This window comes from Actinomadura sp. 6K520 (assembly GCF_004349245.1).
Lineage (GTDB): Bacteria > Actinomycetota > Actinomycetes > Streptosporangiales > Streptosporangiaceae > Spirillospora.
Map to the genome: position 1 here is coordinate 1 of NZ_SMLC01000154.1, position 17,222 is coordinate 17,222.

The 17,222-nt window shown below is 72.6% G+C and carries 16 protein-coding genes; 3 read left to right on the plus strand and 13 right to left on the minus strand.

Going from position 1 to position 17,222, the window contains the following annotated elements; translation table 11 throughout:
* Positions 1 to 345 precede the first annotated feature (345 nt).
* Complete coding sequence (locus E1289_RS29350) at positions 346 to 771, plus strand: Fur family transcriptional regulator (protein WP_131985930.1); 426 nt, start codon at positions 346 to 348, stop codon at positions 769 to 771.
* Between the two features lie 112 nt (positions 772 to 883).
* Here the strand turns inward: E1289_RS29350 and katG are convergent, their stop codons facing one another.
* The 5 genes from katG to E1289_RS29375 form a co-directional block, all read right to left on the minus strand.
* Positions 884 to 3,115 (minus strand): catalase/peroxidase HPI, encoded by a 2,232-nt coding sequence (katG, locus tag E1289_RS29355; RefSeq protein WP_131985932.1) that lies wholly within the window; start codon positions 3,113 to 3,115, stop codon positions 884 to 886.
* Between the two features lie 32 nt (positions 3,116 to 3,147).
* Positions 3,148 to 3,579, minus strand: coding sequence for a Fur family transcriptional regulator (locus tag E1289_RS29360; protein ID WP_131985934.1), 432 nt, complete (start codon positions 3,577 to 3,579; stop codon positions 3,148 to 3,150).
* Between the two features lie 204 nt (positions 3,580 to 3,783).
* A complete protein-coding gene (locus E1289_RS29365; protein WP_243713227.1) occupies positions 3,784 to 4,431 on the minus strand; it encodes a lytic polysaccharide monooxygenase auxiliary activity family 9 protein in 648 nt (215 codons plus the stop codon).
* Between the two features lie 139 nt (positions 4,432 to 4,570).
* Complete coding sequence (gene nhaA / locus E1289_RS29370) at positions 4,571 to 6,499, minus strand: Na+/H+ antiporter NhaA (protein WP_207929227.1); 1,929 nt, start codon at positions 6,497 to 6,499, stop codon at positions 4,571 to 4,573.
* Positions 6,500 to 6,532: 33 nt separating this feature from the next.
* The gene (locus E1289_RS29375; protein ID WP_131985938.1) at positions 6,533 to 7,474 is read right to left on the minus strand and encodes a pirin family protein; all 942 of its coding nucleotides are present in this window, start codon (positions 7,472 to 7,474) and stop codon (positions 6,533 to 6,535) included.
* A gap of 313 nt (positions 7,475 to 7,787) precedes the next feature.
* On the opposite strand from E1289_RS29375, the gene E1289_RS29380 reads away from it, so the two are divergent.
* On the plus strand, positions 7,788 to 8,906 hold the full coding sequence (locus E1289_RS29380) for a class I tRNA ligase family protein (protein ID WP_243713228.1): 1,119 nt from the start codon (positions 7,788 to 7,790) through the stop codon (positions 8,904 to 8,906).
* A 62-nt stretch (positions 8,907 to 8,968) separates the two neighbouring features.
* Here E1289_RS29380 and E1289_RS29385 read toward each other — a convergent pair whose 3' ends face one another.
* Positions 8,969 to 9,532 (minus strand): DoxX family membrane protein, encoded by a 564-nt coding sequence (locus E1289_RS29385; protein WP_131985940.1) that lies wholly within the window; start codon positions 9,530 to 9,532, stop codon positions 8,969 to 8,971.
* Positions 9,533 to 9,748: 216 nt separating this feature from the next.
* Between E1289_RS29385 and E1289_RS29390 the strand changes: the two genes are divergently transcribed.
* Positions 9,749 to 10,411, plus strand: a complete 663-nt coding sequence (locus E1289_RS29390) for a TetR/AcrR family transcriptional regulator (protein WP_131985942.1) — start codon at positions 9,749 to 9,751, stop codon at positions 10,409 to 10,411.
* Here E1289_RS29390 and paaE read toward each other — a convergent pair.
* The 7 genes from paaE to E1289_RS29425 form a co-directional block, all read right to left on the minus strand.
* Positions 10,389 to 11,471: a 1,2-phenylacetyl-CoA epoxidase subunit PaaE gene (gene paaE / locus E1289_RS29395; RefSeq protein WP_131985944.1), complete on the minus strand. Its 1,083-nt coding sequence runs from the start codon at positions 11,469 to 11,471 to the stop codon at positions 10,389 to 10,391. The two genes, E1289_RS29390 and paaE, sit on opposite strands and share 23 nt — an antisense overlap.
* Complete coding sequence (gene paaD / locus E1289_RS29400) at positions 11,471 to 12,001, minus strand: 1,2-phenylacetyl-CoA epoxidase subunit PaaD (RefSeq protein WP_131985946.1); 531 nt, start codon at positions 11,999 to 12,001, stop codon at positions 11,471 to 11,473. The genes paaE and paaD overlap by 1 nt, the downstream gene beginning before the upstream one ends.
* Positions 11,995 to 12,927 carry a 1,2-phenylacetyl-CoA epoxidase subunit PaaC gene (gene paaC / locus E1289_RS29405; protein ID WP_131985948.1) on the minus strand — a complete coding sequence of 311 codons (933 nt, stop codon included), beginning with the start codon at positions 12,925 to 12,927 and terminating at the stop codon, positions 11,995 to 11,997. The genes paaD and paaC overlap by 7 nt, the downstream gene beginning before the upstream one ends.
* Before the next feature lie 17 nt (positions 12,928 to 12,944).
* Positions 12,945 to 13,253 (minus strand): 1,2-phenylacetyl-CoA epoxidase subunit PaaB, encoded by a 309-nt coding sequence (gene paaB / locus E1289_RS29410; RefSeq protein ID WP_131985950.1) that lies wholly within the window; start codon positions 13,251 to 13,253, stop codon positions 12,945 to 12,947.
* Positions 13,250 to 14,212, minus strand: a complete 963-nt coding sequence (gene paaA / locus E1289_RS29415) for a 1,2-phenylacetyl-CoA epoxidase subunit PaaA (RefSeq protein WP_131985952.1) — start codon at positions 14,210 to 14,212, stop codon at positions 13,250 to 13,252. Before paaA ends, paaB begins: the two co-directional genes overlap by 4 nt.
* A 108-nt stretch (positions 14,213 to 14,320) precedes the next feature.
* On the minus strand, positions 14,321 to 16,435 hold the full coding sequence (locus tag E1289_RS29420) for an MMPL family transporter (protein WP_131985954.1): 2,115 nt from the start codon (positions 16,433 to 16,435) through the stop codon (positions 14,321 to 14,323).
* 126 nt (positions 16,436 to 16,561) lie between these two features.
* On the minus strand, positions 16,562 to 17,222 hold a 661-nt coding region (locus E1289_RS29425; RefSeq protein WP_347813601.1), incomplete at its 5' end, for an isochorismatase family protein.

The following is a 17,222-nucleotide window of genomic DNA, read 5'->3' on the forward strand; positions in this document are numbered from 1 at the left end:
GGGCGGGGGTGGTCACCGGGCGGTGGCCCGGATCGACGGCGGGTCCGTCGATGGCAGCAGTGTTGGCCGCACCCGATGGCATGTCAACGGTTTTCGAAAAATTTCGAGAATATTTCCCTGATTGCGAAGACATTCGACCTGGTCAAGCCCAATGTCCAGAGAGTCCAGTACAAACGTGTCCACATCGCCCGGCATCGCACGATCAAGATCCGGGTGAAGATTTCGAAACTTTCGACAGCCTTCCCCGGTATGTCTCACCGGCGCCCAAGGCCGGACACATACCACATCCGACTAGACTTGGGTTGCTCGTTGTCCCAAATCCTTCACGAAGGCAGGTCCGGCGAAATGACCGCACCCCAGACCACGACGACGGCCGGGGAGCTCCGCGGGGCCGGCCTCCGGGTGACGGCCGCCCGCGTCGCGCTGCTCGAGACGGTCCGGGACGGCGACCACCTCGGTGTGGAGGCGATCGCCTCCGGGGTGCGCGATCGCGTGGGCCACATCTCGCTCCAGGCCGTGTACGAGGCCCTCCACGCGCTGACCGCCGCGGGACTCGTGCGCCGCATCCAGCCCGGCGACAGCCCCGCCCGGTTCGAGGGACGCGTCGGCGACAACCACCACCACCTGGTGTGCCGCAACTGCGGGGCGGTCAAGGACGTCGACTGCGTCGTGGGCCACCCGCCCTGCCTGGACCCGGTCGACGAGGCCGGCTACCTGGTCGACGAGGCCGACGTCACCTTCTGGGGCCTGTGCCCCGCATGCCGCCCGTGAACGGACGCTGAAACGGACCAGGCCGGCCCGGGTGGGCCGGCCTGGACTCGCTCACTTCGTGACGGACACCTGCTCAGGCGCCGTGCTCAGGCGCCGTGCTCAGGCGCCGTGCTCAGGCGAGGTCGAACCGGTCGAGGTTCATCACCTTGTCCCACGCGGCGACGAAGTCGCGGGCGAACTTCTCCCGCGCGTCGTCGGCCGCGTAGACCTCCGCGATCGCGCGCAGCTCCGAGTTCGAGCCGAACACGAGGTCGACGCGGCTGCCGGTCCAGCGGACCGTGCCGGAGGCGTCGCGGCCCTCGAAGACCTCCGCCTCCTCGGACGTCGGCTTCCACGTCGTGCCCATGTCGAGCAGGTTGACGAAGAAGTCGTTGGTCAGCGTCCCGGGCCGGTCGGTGAGGACGCCGAGCCCCGCCGCCTGGCCGTGGTTCGCGCCGAGGGCGCGCAGGCCGCCGACGAGGACCGTCATCTCCGGTGCGCTCAGCGTGAGCAGGTTCGCCCGGTCGAGCAGCGAGTACTCGGCCGGCAGCGGGTTGGCCTTGCCGAGGTAGTTGCGGAACCCGTCCGAGGTCGGCTCCATCTCGGCGAAGGACTCGACGTCGGTCTGCTCCTGCGACGCGTCCGTCCGTCCCGGGGTGAACGGGACCTCGATGTCGAAGCCCGCGTCCTTGGCGGCCTTCTCCACCGCGGCGCACCCGCCGAGGACGATCAGGTCGGCGAGCGAGACCTGCTTGCCGCCGGCCTGGGCCGCGTTGAAGGACTCCTGGACGCCCTCCAGGACGCGCAGCACCCGCGCCAGCTCGTCGGGCTGGTTGACCTCCCAGCCGTTCTGCGGTTCGAGCCGGATGCGGGCGCCGTTGGCGCCGCCGCGCATGTCGCTCCCGCGGTACGACGCGGCCGACGCCCACGCGGTGGTCACGAGCTGGGAGACCGACAGCCCCGAGTCGAGGAGCTTCGCCTTCAGCGTGGCGATGTCGCCGGCGTCGACGAGCTCGTGCGTCCGCTCGGGGATCGGGTCCTGCCACACCAGCGTCTCGCTCGGGACCTCCGGCCCGAGGTAGCGCGCGACCGGCCCCATGTCGCGGTGGGTCAGCTTGAACCACGCGCGGGCGAAGGCGTCCGCGAACTCGTCGGGGTTGTCCTTGAAGCGCCGCGAGATCGGCTCGTAGACCGGGTCGAAGCGGAGCGACAGGTCGGTCGTCAGCATCGTCGGGTGGGTCCGCTTGGACGGGTCGTGCGCGTCGGGGACGGTGTCGGCCCCGGCGCCGTCCTTCGGCTTCCACTGCCACGCGCCCGCCGGGCTCTTGAACAGCTCCCACTCGTAGCCGAACAGGATCTCGAAGAAGCTGTTGTCCCACTGGGTGGGGGTGTCGGTCCAGATGCCCTCAAGGCCGCTGACGATCGTGTCACCGCCCGTGCCGGTGTTGAAGGTGCTCTTCCAGCCGAGGCCCATCTGCTCCAGCGGGGCGGCCTCGGGCTCGGGGCCGACGTGGTCGGCCGGGCCCGCGCCGTGCGTCTTGCCGAACGTGTGGCCGCCGGCGATGAGGGCGACGGTCTCCTCGTCGTTCATCGCCATGCGGCGGAACGTCTCGCGGATGTCGCGGGCCGCGGCGACCGGGTCCGGGTTGCCGTTCGGGCCCTCCGGGTTGACGTAGATGAGCCCCATCTGCACGGCGCCCAGCGGGTTCTCGAGGTCCCGCTCGCCGCTGTAGCGCTGGTCGTCGAGCCAGGTGCGCTCGGGGCCCCAGTAGACGTCGTCCTCCGGCTCGAAGACGTCCTCGCGCCCGCCGGCGAAGCCGAACGTCTTGAAGCCCATCGACTCCAGGGCGACGTTGCCGGCCAGGATGTACAGGTCGGCCCACGAGATCTGCCGGCCGTACTTCTTCTTGACCGGCCACAGCAGCCGGCGGGCCTTGTCGAGGCCGCCGTTGTCGGGCCAGCTGTTGAGGGGCGCGAAGCGCTGCTGGCCGGAGCCGGCGCCGCCGCGGCCGTCGCTGACGCGGTAGGTGCCCGCGCTGTGCCACGCCATCCGGATCATCAGCGGGCCGTAGTTGCCGAAGTCGGCGGGCCACCAGTCCTGCGAGTCGGTGAGGATCTCGGCGATGTCCCGCTTCACGGCGGCGAGGTCCAGGCCGTTGAACGCCTCGGCGTAGTCGAAGTCCCCGCCGAGGGGGTTCGCGACGTCGGGGTTCTTCGCGAGCAGCTTCAGGTTGAGCCGGTTCGGCCACCAGCCGTGGTTGCCGCCGCTCTGGGTGGGGTGGGGGGCGCGCTGGTGGACGACCGGACAGCCGCCCTCACCCTGTGCGTTCGCGTCGTTGGCGATCGACTCTTGCTTCTCCGACATGGGTTCCTTCCAAAGGCTGTGCGAGAGATGGGTCAGGAGTTCTGGCCGGTGGAACAGCCGGGGCACAGGCCCCAGTAGATGACCTCGGCTTCGTCGATCGAGAAGCCTCGGCCGTCCGAGGCGGTCAGGCAGGGCTTGTCGCCGACGGCGCAGTCGACGTCGGCGATGGTGCCGCACGACCGGCACACGACGTGGTGGTGGTTGTCGCCGACCCGCGCCTCGTAGCGCGCCACGGAGCCGGACGGCTGGATGCGCCGCACCAGGCCCGCCGCGGTCAGCGTCCGCAGCGAGTCGTACACGGCCTGGTGGGACACCTTGGGCAGGTCCCGGCGCACCGCACCGATGATCCGGTCGGTGTCGGCGTGGGGATGCGCGTGGACCGCGCTCAGCACGGCGACACGGGGACGGGTCACGCGCAGCGCGGCCCCGCGGAGCAGGTCCCGGAAGTCCGACGGTGTCGCCACGTCGGACAGACTGGCTCACTTTCTGGAGTCAGTCAAGAATGGGAGGCCATCAAGTTTGTGTCGTTCTGCGGACCGCCGCGCGGGGCCAGGATGATCGTTTCATCCGCCCCCGGGTCCGGTAAAGGTCCAGGTGCCCCCACATATGGGACGTCCCGCCGGATGCGGCACGGCATCCGGCGGGACGGGATCGAGAGGCGGGGGGACTCAGCGGAAGTTCACGTCAGAGCAGATGTAGTACACCTGGTCCATGTGCGACGCCTGCCAGATGGTGAAGACCACGTGGCGGCCACTGCGACCGGGCGCGCTGACGTTGCTGATGACGTAGTTGTTGCTCGGGCCGTACCTGCCGGTCTCCCGGACCAGTTCGAGGTCACTCCAGCGCAGCGGCTGGTTAAGGCCGTCGTAGCCCTGCCGGGTGACGTAGACGCGGAAGTAGTCCGCGCCGTGGCTGGCCTGGTCGTACAGGTTGACGGTGAAGTTGCCGCCGATGTCGGTCGTCTGCCACGGGCCCACGGCGTCCATGGACCGGTAGCGTCCGCCCTCGGCGTTGCCGCCGCTGCACAACTGGCCGTCGGGCACGGCGGCGCGGTGGTTGCCGCCGACGTTGTTCTGGTAGAGCCCGTTCCAGTTCCACATGGCGTTCGGGTTGTCCTGCCATGCCTGCCAGCACATCGGGTCCTGCTGCTCCATGGCCGGGTTGAGGTGGTCGCTGCCCCAGCGGTCCCAGCACCCGTAGTTGCGGGACGCGGGGTCGATCACCGAGCCGTGGGCGGCGGCCGTGTCGACCCACAGCAGCGGCAGGAGGATCGCCGCGAACAGGATCGTCACGGCACGGCGTATTCGGTTGTGCATCTGCGAGGTCTCCATTCCGGTTGCGGGGGTATCGCCGGACTGGGAGCGCTCCCGCAACGGATGTTAGACCGCGGCGCACCGCGAGTCATGTCGGCGTGAAAACCTTTCACGCCGCGGCCCGCCCGGCACGCGGAGCCCGCTACCCGGGCGCCGGTCCTCCGGTCCGCCCCTCCCCCGGGTTGGACCGTTCCCCGCCGGCCTCGGCGGCCTCGGCGGCTCGCAGCAGCTCACGCGCGAGCGTCTCCGCGTCGTAGGGGCCGGTGTGCCGCCGCCCGCCGATGAAGAAGGTCGGCGTGCCGCTCGCCCCGCTCGCCTCGGCGCTGGCGACGTCCGCGCGCACCCGGATCGCCGTGCTCTCCTCGTCGAGGTCGCGCAGGAACCTCTCGATGTCGAGACCGATGTCGGCGGCATAGCCGGCGACGTCCTCGTACTCCAGTTCGCCCTGGTGCTCGAAGAGCAGGTCGTGCATCTCCCAGAAACGCTCCTGCGCGCCGGCGGCGACGGCCGCGCGGGACGCGAACTCGGCGTGCGGGTGCACGTCCGGGAGCGGCAGATGGCGGAAGACGTACCGCAGGTCGTCGCCGAAGCGGGCGCGCAACTCGGCGGCCACCCCCGTGGCACGGGCGCAGAACGGGCATTCGAAGTCGGCGTACTCCACGAGCGTGAGCGGTGCGTCGCCGGGGCCCTTGATGTGGTCGAACTCCGGGTCCACCGGCCGGTCGAGGACGCGGGGGAGGTCCGCCTCCGTCTGGCCGCGCAGGACCACCGCCGCGCGGAACACCGCCCAGCCGAAGGCGGTCGCGAGCAGCGCCCCCAGGAGCACGCCGACGGTCGCCTCGTCGCGGAGGGCCTGGTCGGTGAAGGCCAGCCGGGCGATCAGCAGGGAGACGGTGAACCCGATCCCGGACAGGGCGGCGCCGCCGAACACCTGCTCGATGCTGACGCCCCGGGGCAGGCTTCCGAGGCCGAACCGCGCGCCCAGGAGGGCGCTCAGCCCCACGCCGAGGGGCTTGCCCACGACGAGTCCGACGATCACGGCCCACGTGACCGGCGACGTGAGCGCGTCGCCCAGCACGCCGCCGCGCAGGTCGACTCCCGCGTTCGCCAGCGCGAACAGCGGGACGACGACATAGCTCGTCCACGGGTGCAGGACCGTCTGCAGCCGCTCGTTGACCGAGACGGCGCGCTGCAGCCCCAGCCGCGCCGACAACCCGAGGTCGGCCATGGGCGACTGCCGGAACGCGCGGAAGTGCAGGGCCGCCCGCTCGACCGCCTCCCGTGCGCGCGGGTGCGCGGGGATGAGGAGGCCGCCGAGCATCCCGGCGATGGACGCGTGCAGGCCGGCCTCCACCGTCGCCACCCACAGCGCCACGACGACCAGGACGTAGGGGGCCGCGCGCCACACGTCCAGCCGGTTCAGCAGCAGCGGCACCGCGCACAGCACGAACACGGCGAGCAGCGGCCCCGGGCGCACGTCACCGGAGTAGACCGCGCCGATCACGGTCACGGCCACGATGTCGTCGATGACCGTGAGGGCGAGGAGGAAGACGCGCAGCTGCGTCGCGAACCTGGGGCCGACGACGGCGAGCGCGCCCAGCATGAACGCCGTGTCGGTGCCGATGACGATGCCCCAGCCGTTCGCGGCCTCTCCCCCGGGCGCGACCGCCAGGTACAGGAGCGCGGGGACGACCATCCCGCCGACCGCGCCGACGATCGGGATGGCGATGCGGCGGCGGCTGGTCAGCTCGCCGACGCTGAGTTCGTACCGGACCTCCATGCCGATCACGAAGAAGAACAGGGCCATGAGGCCGTCGCTGACCCAGTGCCCGAGGTCCATCGTGAGCTCGGCGCCCCCCAAGGTCAGCGACGCCTCCGTCGCCCAGAGGGACTCGTAGTGGCCGGACCACGGGGAGTTGGCCCAGACCATGGCCACCACGACGGCCGCGAGCAGCAGCCCGGCGCCGCCCACCTCCGTCGCCAGGAACTGCCGTACCGGGCCGGACAGCTGAGCCAGCAGGGCCTGCCTCTTGACCCGGGTCTGGGAGTTCGCGCGCTTCTTCCGCCACATCACCGGGCCATCAAATCAGGCCGTGGACCGAGGTCAGCGCGCGGTCCGCCGCCACGGCGGCGGCCCCACGGGGATGCGGGGAAGGGAGCTGCGCACGCGCCCGAACCGGTCGTCCCGGGCCGACCAGGAGGCGTAGGCGGCGTCGATCTCGTCCCGGGTGCGGCCGACGAAGTTCCACCACATCATGATCGGTTCCTCGAACGGCTCGCCGCCGAGCAGGATCGCGCGGGACGGCTCCCGCACCTCGACGCGCAGCTCGTCCCGCCCCTCCCCGAGGTAGCCGAGCCTCCCCGGGCGCAGGGGCTCGCCGTCGACGGCGACGGCGCCTTCGAGGACCACGACGGCGTACTCGAAGTCGGCGCGCAGCGGCACGGTCGAGGTGGCCCGCAGCTCAAGGTCGACGCCCACCAGCGGCGTGTCGTGCCTGGCGGGGCTGGCGAGGGAGCCGAACTCGCCGACCAGCACCGTCGCGACGCCGCCGTCCACGCCGGTGCGCGGCAGCTCGGCATGGTGCTCGAAGTCGGCGGCACCGTGCCGGGTCGCCTCGGGGAGCGCCACCCAGAGCTGGATGCCCTCCAGGGTGCCGCGGTAGTGGCCGGTGGCCTCCTCGGCGTGGGAGACGCCCCCGCCGGACGTCATCAGGTTGAGCTGGCCCGGCTTGATGACCTGCTCGGAGCCGAGGCTGTCACGGTGCAGCACCTGCCCGTCGGTGAGCCAGGTGACGGTCTGCAGGCCGATGTGCGGGTGCGGGCCGATGTCGAGGCCGCTCTCCTCGGTGACGTCGGCGGGCCCCATGTGGTCGGCGAAGCACCACGCGCCGACCGTGCGGCGTCCCCGGCGCGGCAGCGCACGCCGCACGGTGAAGTGCCCGACCGTCGCCTCGCGGCTGTCGGTCACCTCGACGCACGGCGCGGTGGCGTGGCTCGCCTCGGCCTGCGTCGCCGCGGCATCGGCGGTACTGACCGGACCGCTCATCGGAACACCTCGCTTCTCGTAGGGGCTTCTCGTAGGGGCTGCTCGTAGGGGCTGCTCGTAGGGGCTGCTCGTCGGGCCCGCCAGCGTAGCCTTCCCCGCCACGGCGCGACGATGACCGACGTCCGCTACTACGGGCACGACGCCATGATCACGGTCGTCGCCGACGGCGTCGACACGCCCGTCGACATCCGCGTCGCCGGCCACTCGCCGCTCCGGCCGGGCGGGCGTGCACGTCACGGGGCAGGCCGGCTTCCATCCCGGGCGGCCGTGAGCCGCACCTTTCCCCCGGGTGCCGCCGGGGTAGGACAATCCAGTGGATCTCAACGCACCAGACCGCACCCTCCGGATCGGCGGGCGGCCGCTGCCGGTCGTGGGCCCGGCCCGCATGTACGTCTGCGGGATCACCCCGTACGACGCGACCCACCTCGGGCACGCCCGGACGTTCGTCTGGGCCGACGTGGCCGCCCGCGTCCTGCGCCACGCGGGCGGTGACGTGCGCGTGTGCCGCAACATCACCGACGTCGACGACGTGCTGAACAAGGCCGCGCACCGGGCGGGCAGCCCGTACGACAGTTTCGCCGCCGTCCAGCAGTACTACTTCGAGCGCGACCTGGACGCCCTCCGCGTCCACCCGGTGGACCACCGGCCTCGGGCGCACAACCACGTCCGGGAGGTGGTCGCGCTCGCGCAAGGGCTCCTCGCGTCCGGCCACGCCTACGTCCGGGACGGGACGGTCTACTTCCACGGCGCCGACGTCCCCCGCCGCGCCGGGGTCGACGACCAGCAGGCGCACGACCTGATGGCCGAGTACGGCGACGAGCCCGAGAACCCGGGCAAGGAGCATCCGTTCGACATCGCCGTCTGGCGGCCGTCGCACTCCGGGGAGCCCGCCTGGCCCAGCCCGTGGGGTCCGGGGCGGCCCGGCTGGCACGCCGAGTGCGCCGCGATGGCCATGGCGACGTTCGGGCCGGCGCTCGACCTGCACTCCGGCGGCGCCGACCTGCGTTTCCCCCACCACGCCTACGAGACCGCCCTCACCGAGGCGCTGACCGGTGTGCGGCCGTTCTCCCGCGCCTGGCTGCACGTCGGCATGGTCTGCCGCGACGGCGTCAAGATGGCCAAGTCGACCGGCAACCTGATCCTGGTCTCCGAGCTGCTCCAGAGCCGTCCCGCGACCGCCGTCCGGCTCATGCTGATCACCGCCCCCTGGCCGGACGACTGGGACTACACGCCCGGCGCCCTCGACTCCGCCATCGCCCGCCTGGACGCCCTCCACACCGGCGCGGGCCGCCGCGCCTCGTCCCCGGCGGCGGAGGCGGCCGCGACCCGCGCGCTGCTCGACGACCTCGACGTGGGCACGGCGCTCGCCATCGCCGAGGAGGAGGGCGGCGGCACCGCCCGCATGGTCATGCAGGTGCTGGCACTCGGCTGAGCCACGGCGAAGCCGAGGGGCGCCCACCGTGGTGGACGCCCCTCGGGTGCGGTTCGGTCAGGTCACTTGAGGATCGGGAAGCGCTGGGCCAGCGCGGTCTTGCTCCACCACTCGCCCAGGCCGAGGGTGTCGCCGGCCTTGACCAGGGCCAGTCCGATCAGGACGATCGCGTAGATCAGGTGGTCGTCCATGAAGGGGTTGTTCTCCGGGGGCAGGACGGCCGTCCACATCAGGACCAGTAGCAGCGCGCCGCTGACGGCGGCGATCCGCATCCCGATGCCCAGGATGAGCGCGGCGCCGATACCGGCCAGGCCCATCATGAAGAGCCAGTCGGCCCACGCCGCCCCGGCCAGATCGTTGTAGAGGCCGGCGAACGGCCCCTGCGGCGCGTTCGCCAGGAAGCCCTCGGTGGGGCTGGCTCCGTCGATCCACGCCTTGTCGGCCGGGGTCGCGTAGCCCAGCCCGAACAGCTTGTCCACGAACGCCCAGGCGAAGATCCAGCCCAGGGCCACCCGGGCCAGCGCCCACACGTACCGTGCCGCGGGCGACTCGGTCAGCGGCTTGGCGGCCACCACCCGGATCCGGGCGCCGCGTCCAGCAGACGTCTTGTGCTCCGAGAGTGCCATCGCCTCTCACCTTCCATCGCATCGCTTTTTTCGCTTCGCCTTCAGTCAATCCCGGCCGCCACCTGGGCCGTAGATCCGATAGGCGCACGATCATCGGGACCAAGGTCCCGACGGCCCAGGCATGCGGGACGACCACGAACGGGCACTCCGCGCGGTGCCCCATGTCCGATGGAGCCGCGCCGGAGGGAGCCCCGGTGCCCGTGAGATGCTGCGGGGGTGACGACGACCGGGGCCGGGGAGCCGCCAGCGCGGCGGCGGCGCGGGCGGCCCGGGTACGACCAGGAGACGATCCTGCGCACGGCGGTGGAGCTGTTCAACCGCAAGGGGTACGACGCCACGAGCATGGGCGATCTGGCCAAGGAGCTGGGGCTCACGAAGCCGGCGATCTACCACCACGTCACGGGCAAGGAGCAGTTGCTCAGCCTGGCCTTGGACGATGCCCTCGACGAGCTCACCGCCGTCGTGGCCGAGGCGTCCCGCGAGGGGGCCGGGAGGACCGCCCACGAGCGGCTGCGCGAGGTGGTGCGGCGCAGCGTCGAGGTGCTCGTGGCGCACCAGCCGTCCGTCACGCTGCTGCTGCGGGTCCGCGGCAACAGCCCGGTCGAGCTGGCCGCGCTGGAGCGGCGCCGCTGGCTCGACGACCGGCTCGCCGCGCTCGTCGCCGACGCCGTCGAGGAGGGCGCGCTGCGCGACGACGTGCCGCCGGCCCTGGTGAGCCGGCTGCTGTTCGGCATGGTGAACTCGCTGGTCGAGTGGTACCGCGCGGACGGCGTGTACGACACCGCGACGGTCGCCGGGGCGGTCACGACCATGGCCTTCGACGGCCTGGCCAGGCACGAGGTTCCGAGCACGGGGTTCAGGCGTCGTAGTCGATCGTGACGCGGTCGCCGGCGGGGAAGGTCTGGCAGGTGAGGACGAACCCGGCGGCCAGTTCGGACTCCTCCAGGGCGTAGTTGCGGCGCATGTCGACCTCGCCCTCGCGGACGACGGCGCGGCACGTCCCGCACACGCCGCCCTTGCAGGCGAACGGCAGGTCGGCGCGCGACGCCTGGGCGCCTTCGAGGAGCGTCGTGTCGCGGGGGACGGCCGACGTCGTGCGGAGGCCGTCGAGGACCATGGTCAGCTCCGTCGTCGCGCCCGCCGGGACGCCGGTTGCCCGCCGCGGCCGAGGGGGTGGCTCGTCCACGTAGAACAGCTCGACGTGCACCTTCGCCGGGACGGCCAGCTCGCCGAGCACCGCCCGCGCGTCCTCGATCATCTGCAGCGGCCCGCAGAGCCAGACGTGGTCGAACGTCTCCACCGGCAGGAGGTCGGTGAGCAGGCGGCGCAGGCGGTCGCGGTCCAGCCGGCCGGAGAACAGCTCGACGTCGCGGGGTTCCCGGGACAGGACGTGGACCAGCTGGAACCGGGCGCCGTACCGGTTCTTCAGGTCGCCGAGCTCCTCGGCGAACATGACCGTCCGGCTCGTCCGGTTGCCGTACAGGAGCGACACCTGGGCGTCGGGGTGGGTCAGGACCGTGGACGCGACCGACAGCATCGGGGTGATGCCCGACCCCGCGGCGATGCACAGGTGCCGCTCGCCGGTCGCCGGGTCGGCCCGCCACGAGCCGGTCGGCGGCCGCACCTCGATCCGGGTCCCCGGCACGACCTCGCGGACGAGCCAGGACGAGAAGAAGCCGTCCGGGATCTCGCGGACGCCGATGCGCGGCGCGGCTCCGGCGGGCGCGCAGATCGAGTAGGAGCGGCGGTGCTCCTCCCCGTCCACGAAGCGGCGCAGGGTGAGCGACTGCCCGGCCTCGAATGCGTACGCCTCGCGCAGTTCGGCGGGCACCTCGAACGTGATCGCCGCGGCGTCCTCGCACAGGTGCTCGACCGCCGCCACGGTCAGCGGGTGGAACCCGGCGGCCGGCCGGGTCCGCGCGGGGGCCGGAGTGGTCATCAGATCTCCTTGACGTGCTCGAACGGTTCGAGGCAGTCGGTGCAGCGGTAGAGCGCCTTGCAGGCGGTGGAGCCGAACTCCGAGGTCAGCCGGGTGTTCGCGGAGCCGCAGCGCGGGCAGGCGAGCGCGCGGCGGGTCGGCCCGAGGCTGATGCCGACCGGCCCGTCCGCGCGGCGCGCCGGGCCGGGCGGGGACAGCCCCGCCTCCCGCAGGGCGGCCCGGCCGCGCTCGGAGATCCAGTCGCTCGACCACGGCGGGTCGAGGACGACGCGCACCTCGACCCGGGGGAACCCGGCGCCGTTCAGCCGGTGGACGAGGTCGTCGCGCATGGTGGCCATGGCCGGGCAGCCGGTGTAGGTGGGGGTGATCGACGCGACGACCACCTCGGCGCCGCCGTCCCCGCGTTCCACCGCGACGTCGCGCAGGACGCCGAGGTCGGCGAGCGTGAGCATCGGCATCTCCGGGTCGCGGACCTGCGCGGCGGCCTCGGCGGCGCGGGCCCGGATGGAGCGCTGCTGCCCGGTCACCATCGGCCCTCCGGGTGCGCGCGGGCGACGACCTGCATCTCGGCGAGGAGCAGGCCGAGCGCCTCGGTGTGCATGCCGTGCCGGCCGGTGCGCCCGCCGACACCGGCAAGGGCCGGGCGGTCCGGGCGGTCGACACCGCTCACGGCGAGGACCTGGTCGAGGACGGCGTCCACCTCGTCGGCCATCGACGCGGGGTCGACGCCGACCCCCGCTTCCGCGAGGGAAAGCTCCAGGGGGTGCGCGGTGACCAGTTCGGGCTTGAGCGGCCACAGCTCGTCCAGGGCCGCGAGAAGCCTGCGGCGCGATTCCTCGGTCCCCTGCGCGAGGGTGAGGAACCAGCGGCCCGCCCAGTCCCGGTGGTAGGTGACCTCCTTGACGCCCTTGGCCGCGACCGCCGCCAGCACCGCGTCCCGGCTCGCGCGGAGCCGTTCGAGCAGCGCGAGCCGGGCCGCCGAGAACAGCAGCAGCCGGACGACGACGTGCGCGAAGTCGCCGTTCGGCACCTCCGCGAGGCGCACGTTGCGGAACCGCTCGGCCTCCCGGAAGAAGGCGAGCGCGTCCTCGGCGGGGACCGGCGATCCCGCCGGGAGCGGCGGCACCGCGTCCGGGTCCGCGGCGGCGGCCCGCGCCAGCAGCAGGCGCGCCTGGCCGAGGAGGTCGAGGGCCATGTTCGCCAGCGCGATGTCCTCTTCGAGGTCGGGCGCCCGGCTGCACCACTCCGCGAGCCGCTGCGACATGATCAGCGCGTCGTCGCCGAGCATGAGGCAGTACCGGGCGAGCCCGGCGTGGTCGACGCCGTCCGGCACGGTCGTGTCGACACCGGCGAGCGGGTCCTCGAAGTCGGTGCCGAACGCCCACCGGGAGTCGTCCCCGCCCTCGATCAGCCCGTCGAAGATGCTGCCCTGTTCCTCGACATGTTCGTGGGTCATGGTGCGGTTCTCTCTGGTCACATGTGAGGGACGTTCCCGGGGATCGTGTAGAACGTCGGGTGCCGGTAGACCTTGTCGCCGCTCGGCGCGAAGAGGGGGTCCTTCTCGTCCGGGCTCGACGCGGTGATGGCGTCGGCGCGCACGACCCAGATGCTCACGCCCTCGTTGCGCCGCGTGTAGACGTCGCGGGCGTGCCGGAGGGCCATCGTGTCGTCGGTGGCGTGCAGCGACCCGACATGGACGTGGTTGAGCCCGCGCTTACCGCGCACGAACACCTCGTAGAGCGGCCATTCGCGCCGGTCCGCGGCCGGCTTGCCGGCGGTCATGCGGCACCTCCTTGCGCGGCGCGGTCCGCGAACGCCGTGGCCGCCTCCCGCACCCACGCGCCGTCCTCGTGGGCGGCGCGGCGGTGCGCCATCCGCTGCGCGTTGCAGGGCCCGTTCCCGGCGATGACCGCGGCGAGCTCCGCCCAGTCCGGCTCGCCGAAGTCGTAGTGGCCGCGCTCCTCGTTCCAGCGCAGGCCGGGGTCGGGCAGCGTCACGCCGAGCGCCTCGGCCTGCGGGACGGTCATGTCGACGAACTTCTGCCGGAGCTCGTCGTTGGAGTTGCGCTTGACGCCCCACGCCATCGACCGTGCGCTGTTGGGGGACGCGGCGTCCGGCGGGCCGAACATCATCAGCGACGGCCACCAGAACCGGTCGACCGACTCCTGCACCATCTCCCGCTGGGCGTCGGTGCCGCGCATCATCGTCATCAGCAGCTCGTAGCCCTGCCGCTGGTGGAAGGACTCCTCCTTGCAGATGCGGATCATGGCGCGGCCGTACGGCCCGTAGGAGGTGCGGCAGAGCGGTACCTGGTTGACGATCGCGGCGCCGTCGACGAGCCAGCCGATCGTGCCGACGTCGGCGTACGACGGCGTCGGGTAGTTGAAGATCGAGGAGTACTTCTGCCTGCCGGACAGCAGCAGCTCGGTCAGCTCCGCGCGGGAGACGCCGAGCGTCTCGCACGCCGAGTACAGGTACAGGCCGTGCCCGGCCTCGTCCTGGACCTTGGCCAGCAGGATCGCCTTGCGGCGCAGGGACGGGGTCCGGCCGATCCAGTTGCCCTCGGGCTGCATGCCGATGATCTCGGAATGGGCGTGCTGGGCGATCTGCCGCACGAGCGTCCTGCGGTAGGCGTCCGGCATCCAGTCCCGGGGCTCGATGCGGTCGTGGCGCGCGATCGTCGCGTCGAAGGCCGCCTGGAGCCGCTGCTCCAGGTCCGGCTCCACCGGAGTCGTGGTCATCCTGTCCTCCGCGACGCAATTACTTATCGCTCGGTCAGTAATAGGGTCGCACGATGCCCCGGCGGGCGCAACAGGCCGCGGTCAACGGTTGCGCAGACTCCTGGTAGATCAGCGCCTGCCGGCCTTCTCCCGGGCCTTCACCTCGGCCTTGTCCGCGTCGCGGCCGCGGCGGTACAGGACGCCCGGCCACCAGACGACCGGCCCGGCGTCGCGGACGAGGGCCGGGACCAGCAGCGAGCGCACGAGGAGCGTGTCCATCAGGACGCCGAACGCCACGATGAAGGCGATCTGGACGAGGAACGAGAGCGGGATGACCACCAGGGCCGTGAAGGTGGCCGCGAGCACCACCCCGGCGGACGTGATGACCCCGCCGGTCACGGTCAGTCCCTCCAGGACGCCGCGCCGCACCCCGTGGCGCAGCGACTCCTCCCGCGCACGGGTCATCAGGAAGATGTTGTAGTCGACGCCGAGCGCGACCAGGAAGACGAACCCGTACAGCGCCACCGACGGGTCGGTGCCGGTGAAGCCGAGCACGTGCCGGAAGACCAGCGCGGCGACGCCGAGGGTCGCCAGGTAGTTGAGCGCGACGGTGGCGACCAGCAGCACCGGCATCGCCACCGAGCGGAGCAGGGCCACCAGGATCACGATGATGATCGCCAGCACGACCGGGATGATGACCTTGCGGTCGCGCTGGGCGGCGGCCTGGGTGTCGACCTGCTGGGCGGTGTACCCGCCGACGAGCGCGTCGGCCCCGGCGACGCCGTGCACATTGCCCCGCAGCCGGTCGACCGCCCGCCTGGCCGCGTCGCTGTCGGCGGCGCTGCTCAGCGTGACCTCGGCCAGGGCGCGGCCGTCCACGACGACGGGCTGCCCGCCCTCCCCGGTGCGCGGCCGGACACCGGACACGCCCTCGGTCCGCTGCGCCGCGGCGAGCACCGGCCGCAGGGCCGACGCGTCGGTGATCACGATGGCCGGGTTGCCCGACCCGCCGGGGAAGTGCTCGTCCAGGACCTCCTGGGCCGTCACCGACGAGGCTTCGCCGACGAACGTCTCGCTCAGCGGCACCCCTTCGGTGCGCAGGGTCGGCATGAAGGCGGCGCCGGCGAGCAGCACGATCAGGCAGGCCGCCCAGATGCGGCGCGGGTGGTGGTCGATCAGCCGCGCGACGCGCTCCCAGACGGCGTGCCGGGAGGCGTCCGGGCGCTCGGGATGCGGCCGGGTGGGCCAGTACGCCGCCCGGCCGAAGATCACCAGGACCGCGGGCAGGTAGGTGAGGGCGCTCAGCAGCGCGCAGCCGATGCCGAGCGCGCCGACCGGCCCGAGGGCCCGGTTGTTGGACAGGTCGCTGAGCAGCAGGGCGAGCAGGCCGGCGGCGACGGTCCCGCCGGAGGCGAGGATGGCCCCGGCCGAGCGCCGCCACGCCGTCCACACGGCGTTCAGCCGGTCGGTCCCGAGCGTGAGCTCCTCCCGGAAGCGGGCCGACAGCAGCAGCGCGTAGTCGGTGGTGGCGCCGATGACCAGGATCGACAGGATGCCCTGCACCTGGCCGTCCACCGTCACGAGGTCGGTCTCCGCCAGGTAGTAGGCGATCGCGCTGGCGAACCCGAGCGCCAGGATCGAGCCGACGATGATCAGCAGCGGGAGGAGCACGCTGCGGTACACCAGCAGCAGGATCACCAGCACCACGCCCAGGGCGACGAGGACGAGGAGGGTGTCGATCCCGGCGAACGCGTCGGAGAAGTCCGCCTGGATGGCGGCGGGACCGCCCACCTGGACGCTCGTCCCCGGCACCCGCTCCGCGGACTCCCGGATGCGGTCGATGACGGGCGGGATCTCGTCCCCGACGTCCGACTGGACCTGCACGACCCCGCTGAGCGCCGCGCCGTCCTGCGACGGGATGACCGGGGACGGGGTGCCCGCGATGAACGGCGCGCCGCGGAGGGATTCCAGCGCCTGCCCGGCCGCCGCCCGCTGGCCGGCGGTGATACTGCCGTCGCGGGCCTCCCAGACGACGATGGCGGGGATCGTCTGGTCCGGCTCGAACGCGGCCTGCTGTTCGAGCGCCCGCGTCGACTCGGCGCTGCTGGGCAGGAACGACGACTGGTCGTTGCTGGTGACCTCACCGAGTTTGCCCGCGTACGGTCCCAGCGCGCCGCCGATGGCGAGCCATACGACGACCAGTGCGGCGGGGATGATCCAGCGGACGGCTCGCGGTGCGGACATGCGTTCCCTTGCGTCAAGTCAGCCGAGGATTGCCATCCAGGTCTTCCCGCCCCCGCCCGGCGAAACATCAACGGCCGTCCCCGGCGAGGGGACGGGCCGTTTCTCCGCGGGCTCCGCCGTGGTCCTTCAGTCGCGTGAGCTCGCCGTCTCGATGATGGCCAGGGCCCGGTCGAGGGACAGGACGTCGGCGTACTTGGCCTCCAGGTCGAGCAGGTTGGCCTCGTGCAGGCGGCGGTCGCGGTCCCCGCACGCCTCGTCCACCACCAGGGGCCGGAACCCGTGCTGGAGGGCGTCGGTCGCGGTCGCGCGGATGCAGCCGCTCGTCGTGAGCCCGCAGATCAGCAGCGTGTCGATGCCGGACGCGGTCAGCGTCGCCGCCAGCGACGTGCCGTGGAACGCGCTCGCGTACTGCTTGGTGACCACGGTCTCGCCCGGCTCGGGGGCGGCCCCCTCGGCGTAGCCGCCGAGGGGACTTCCCTCCTCGAACACGCGCAGCGCGGGGACCTTGCGGGCGAACAGGCCGCCGTCGGCGCCCCCGGGCTGCAGGACCACCCGGGTGTGCAGGACCGGCAGGCCCGCCGCCCGCGCCGCCCCGATCAGGGTGCTGGACGCGGCCACCGCGTCCTCGACCGGGGCGCGCAGCGGCGAGCCGTCCACCAGGTAGGCGCGGGCGAGGTCGACCGCGAGCACCGCGGGCGAGGTGCCGCAGCCGAGGCTCGCGCCGAAGCCGGAGCCCCGGTAGTCCTCCGCGAGGTCCTTCGCCGGCCCCCGCACCGGCCCCCGATCC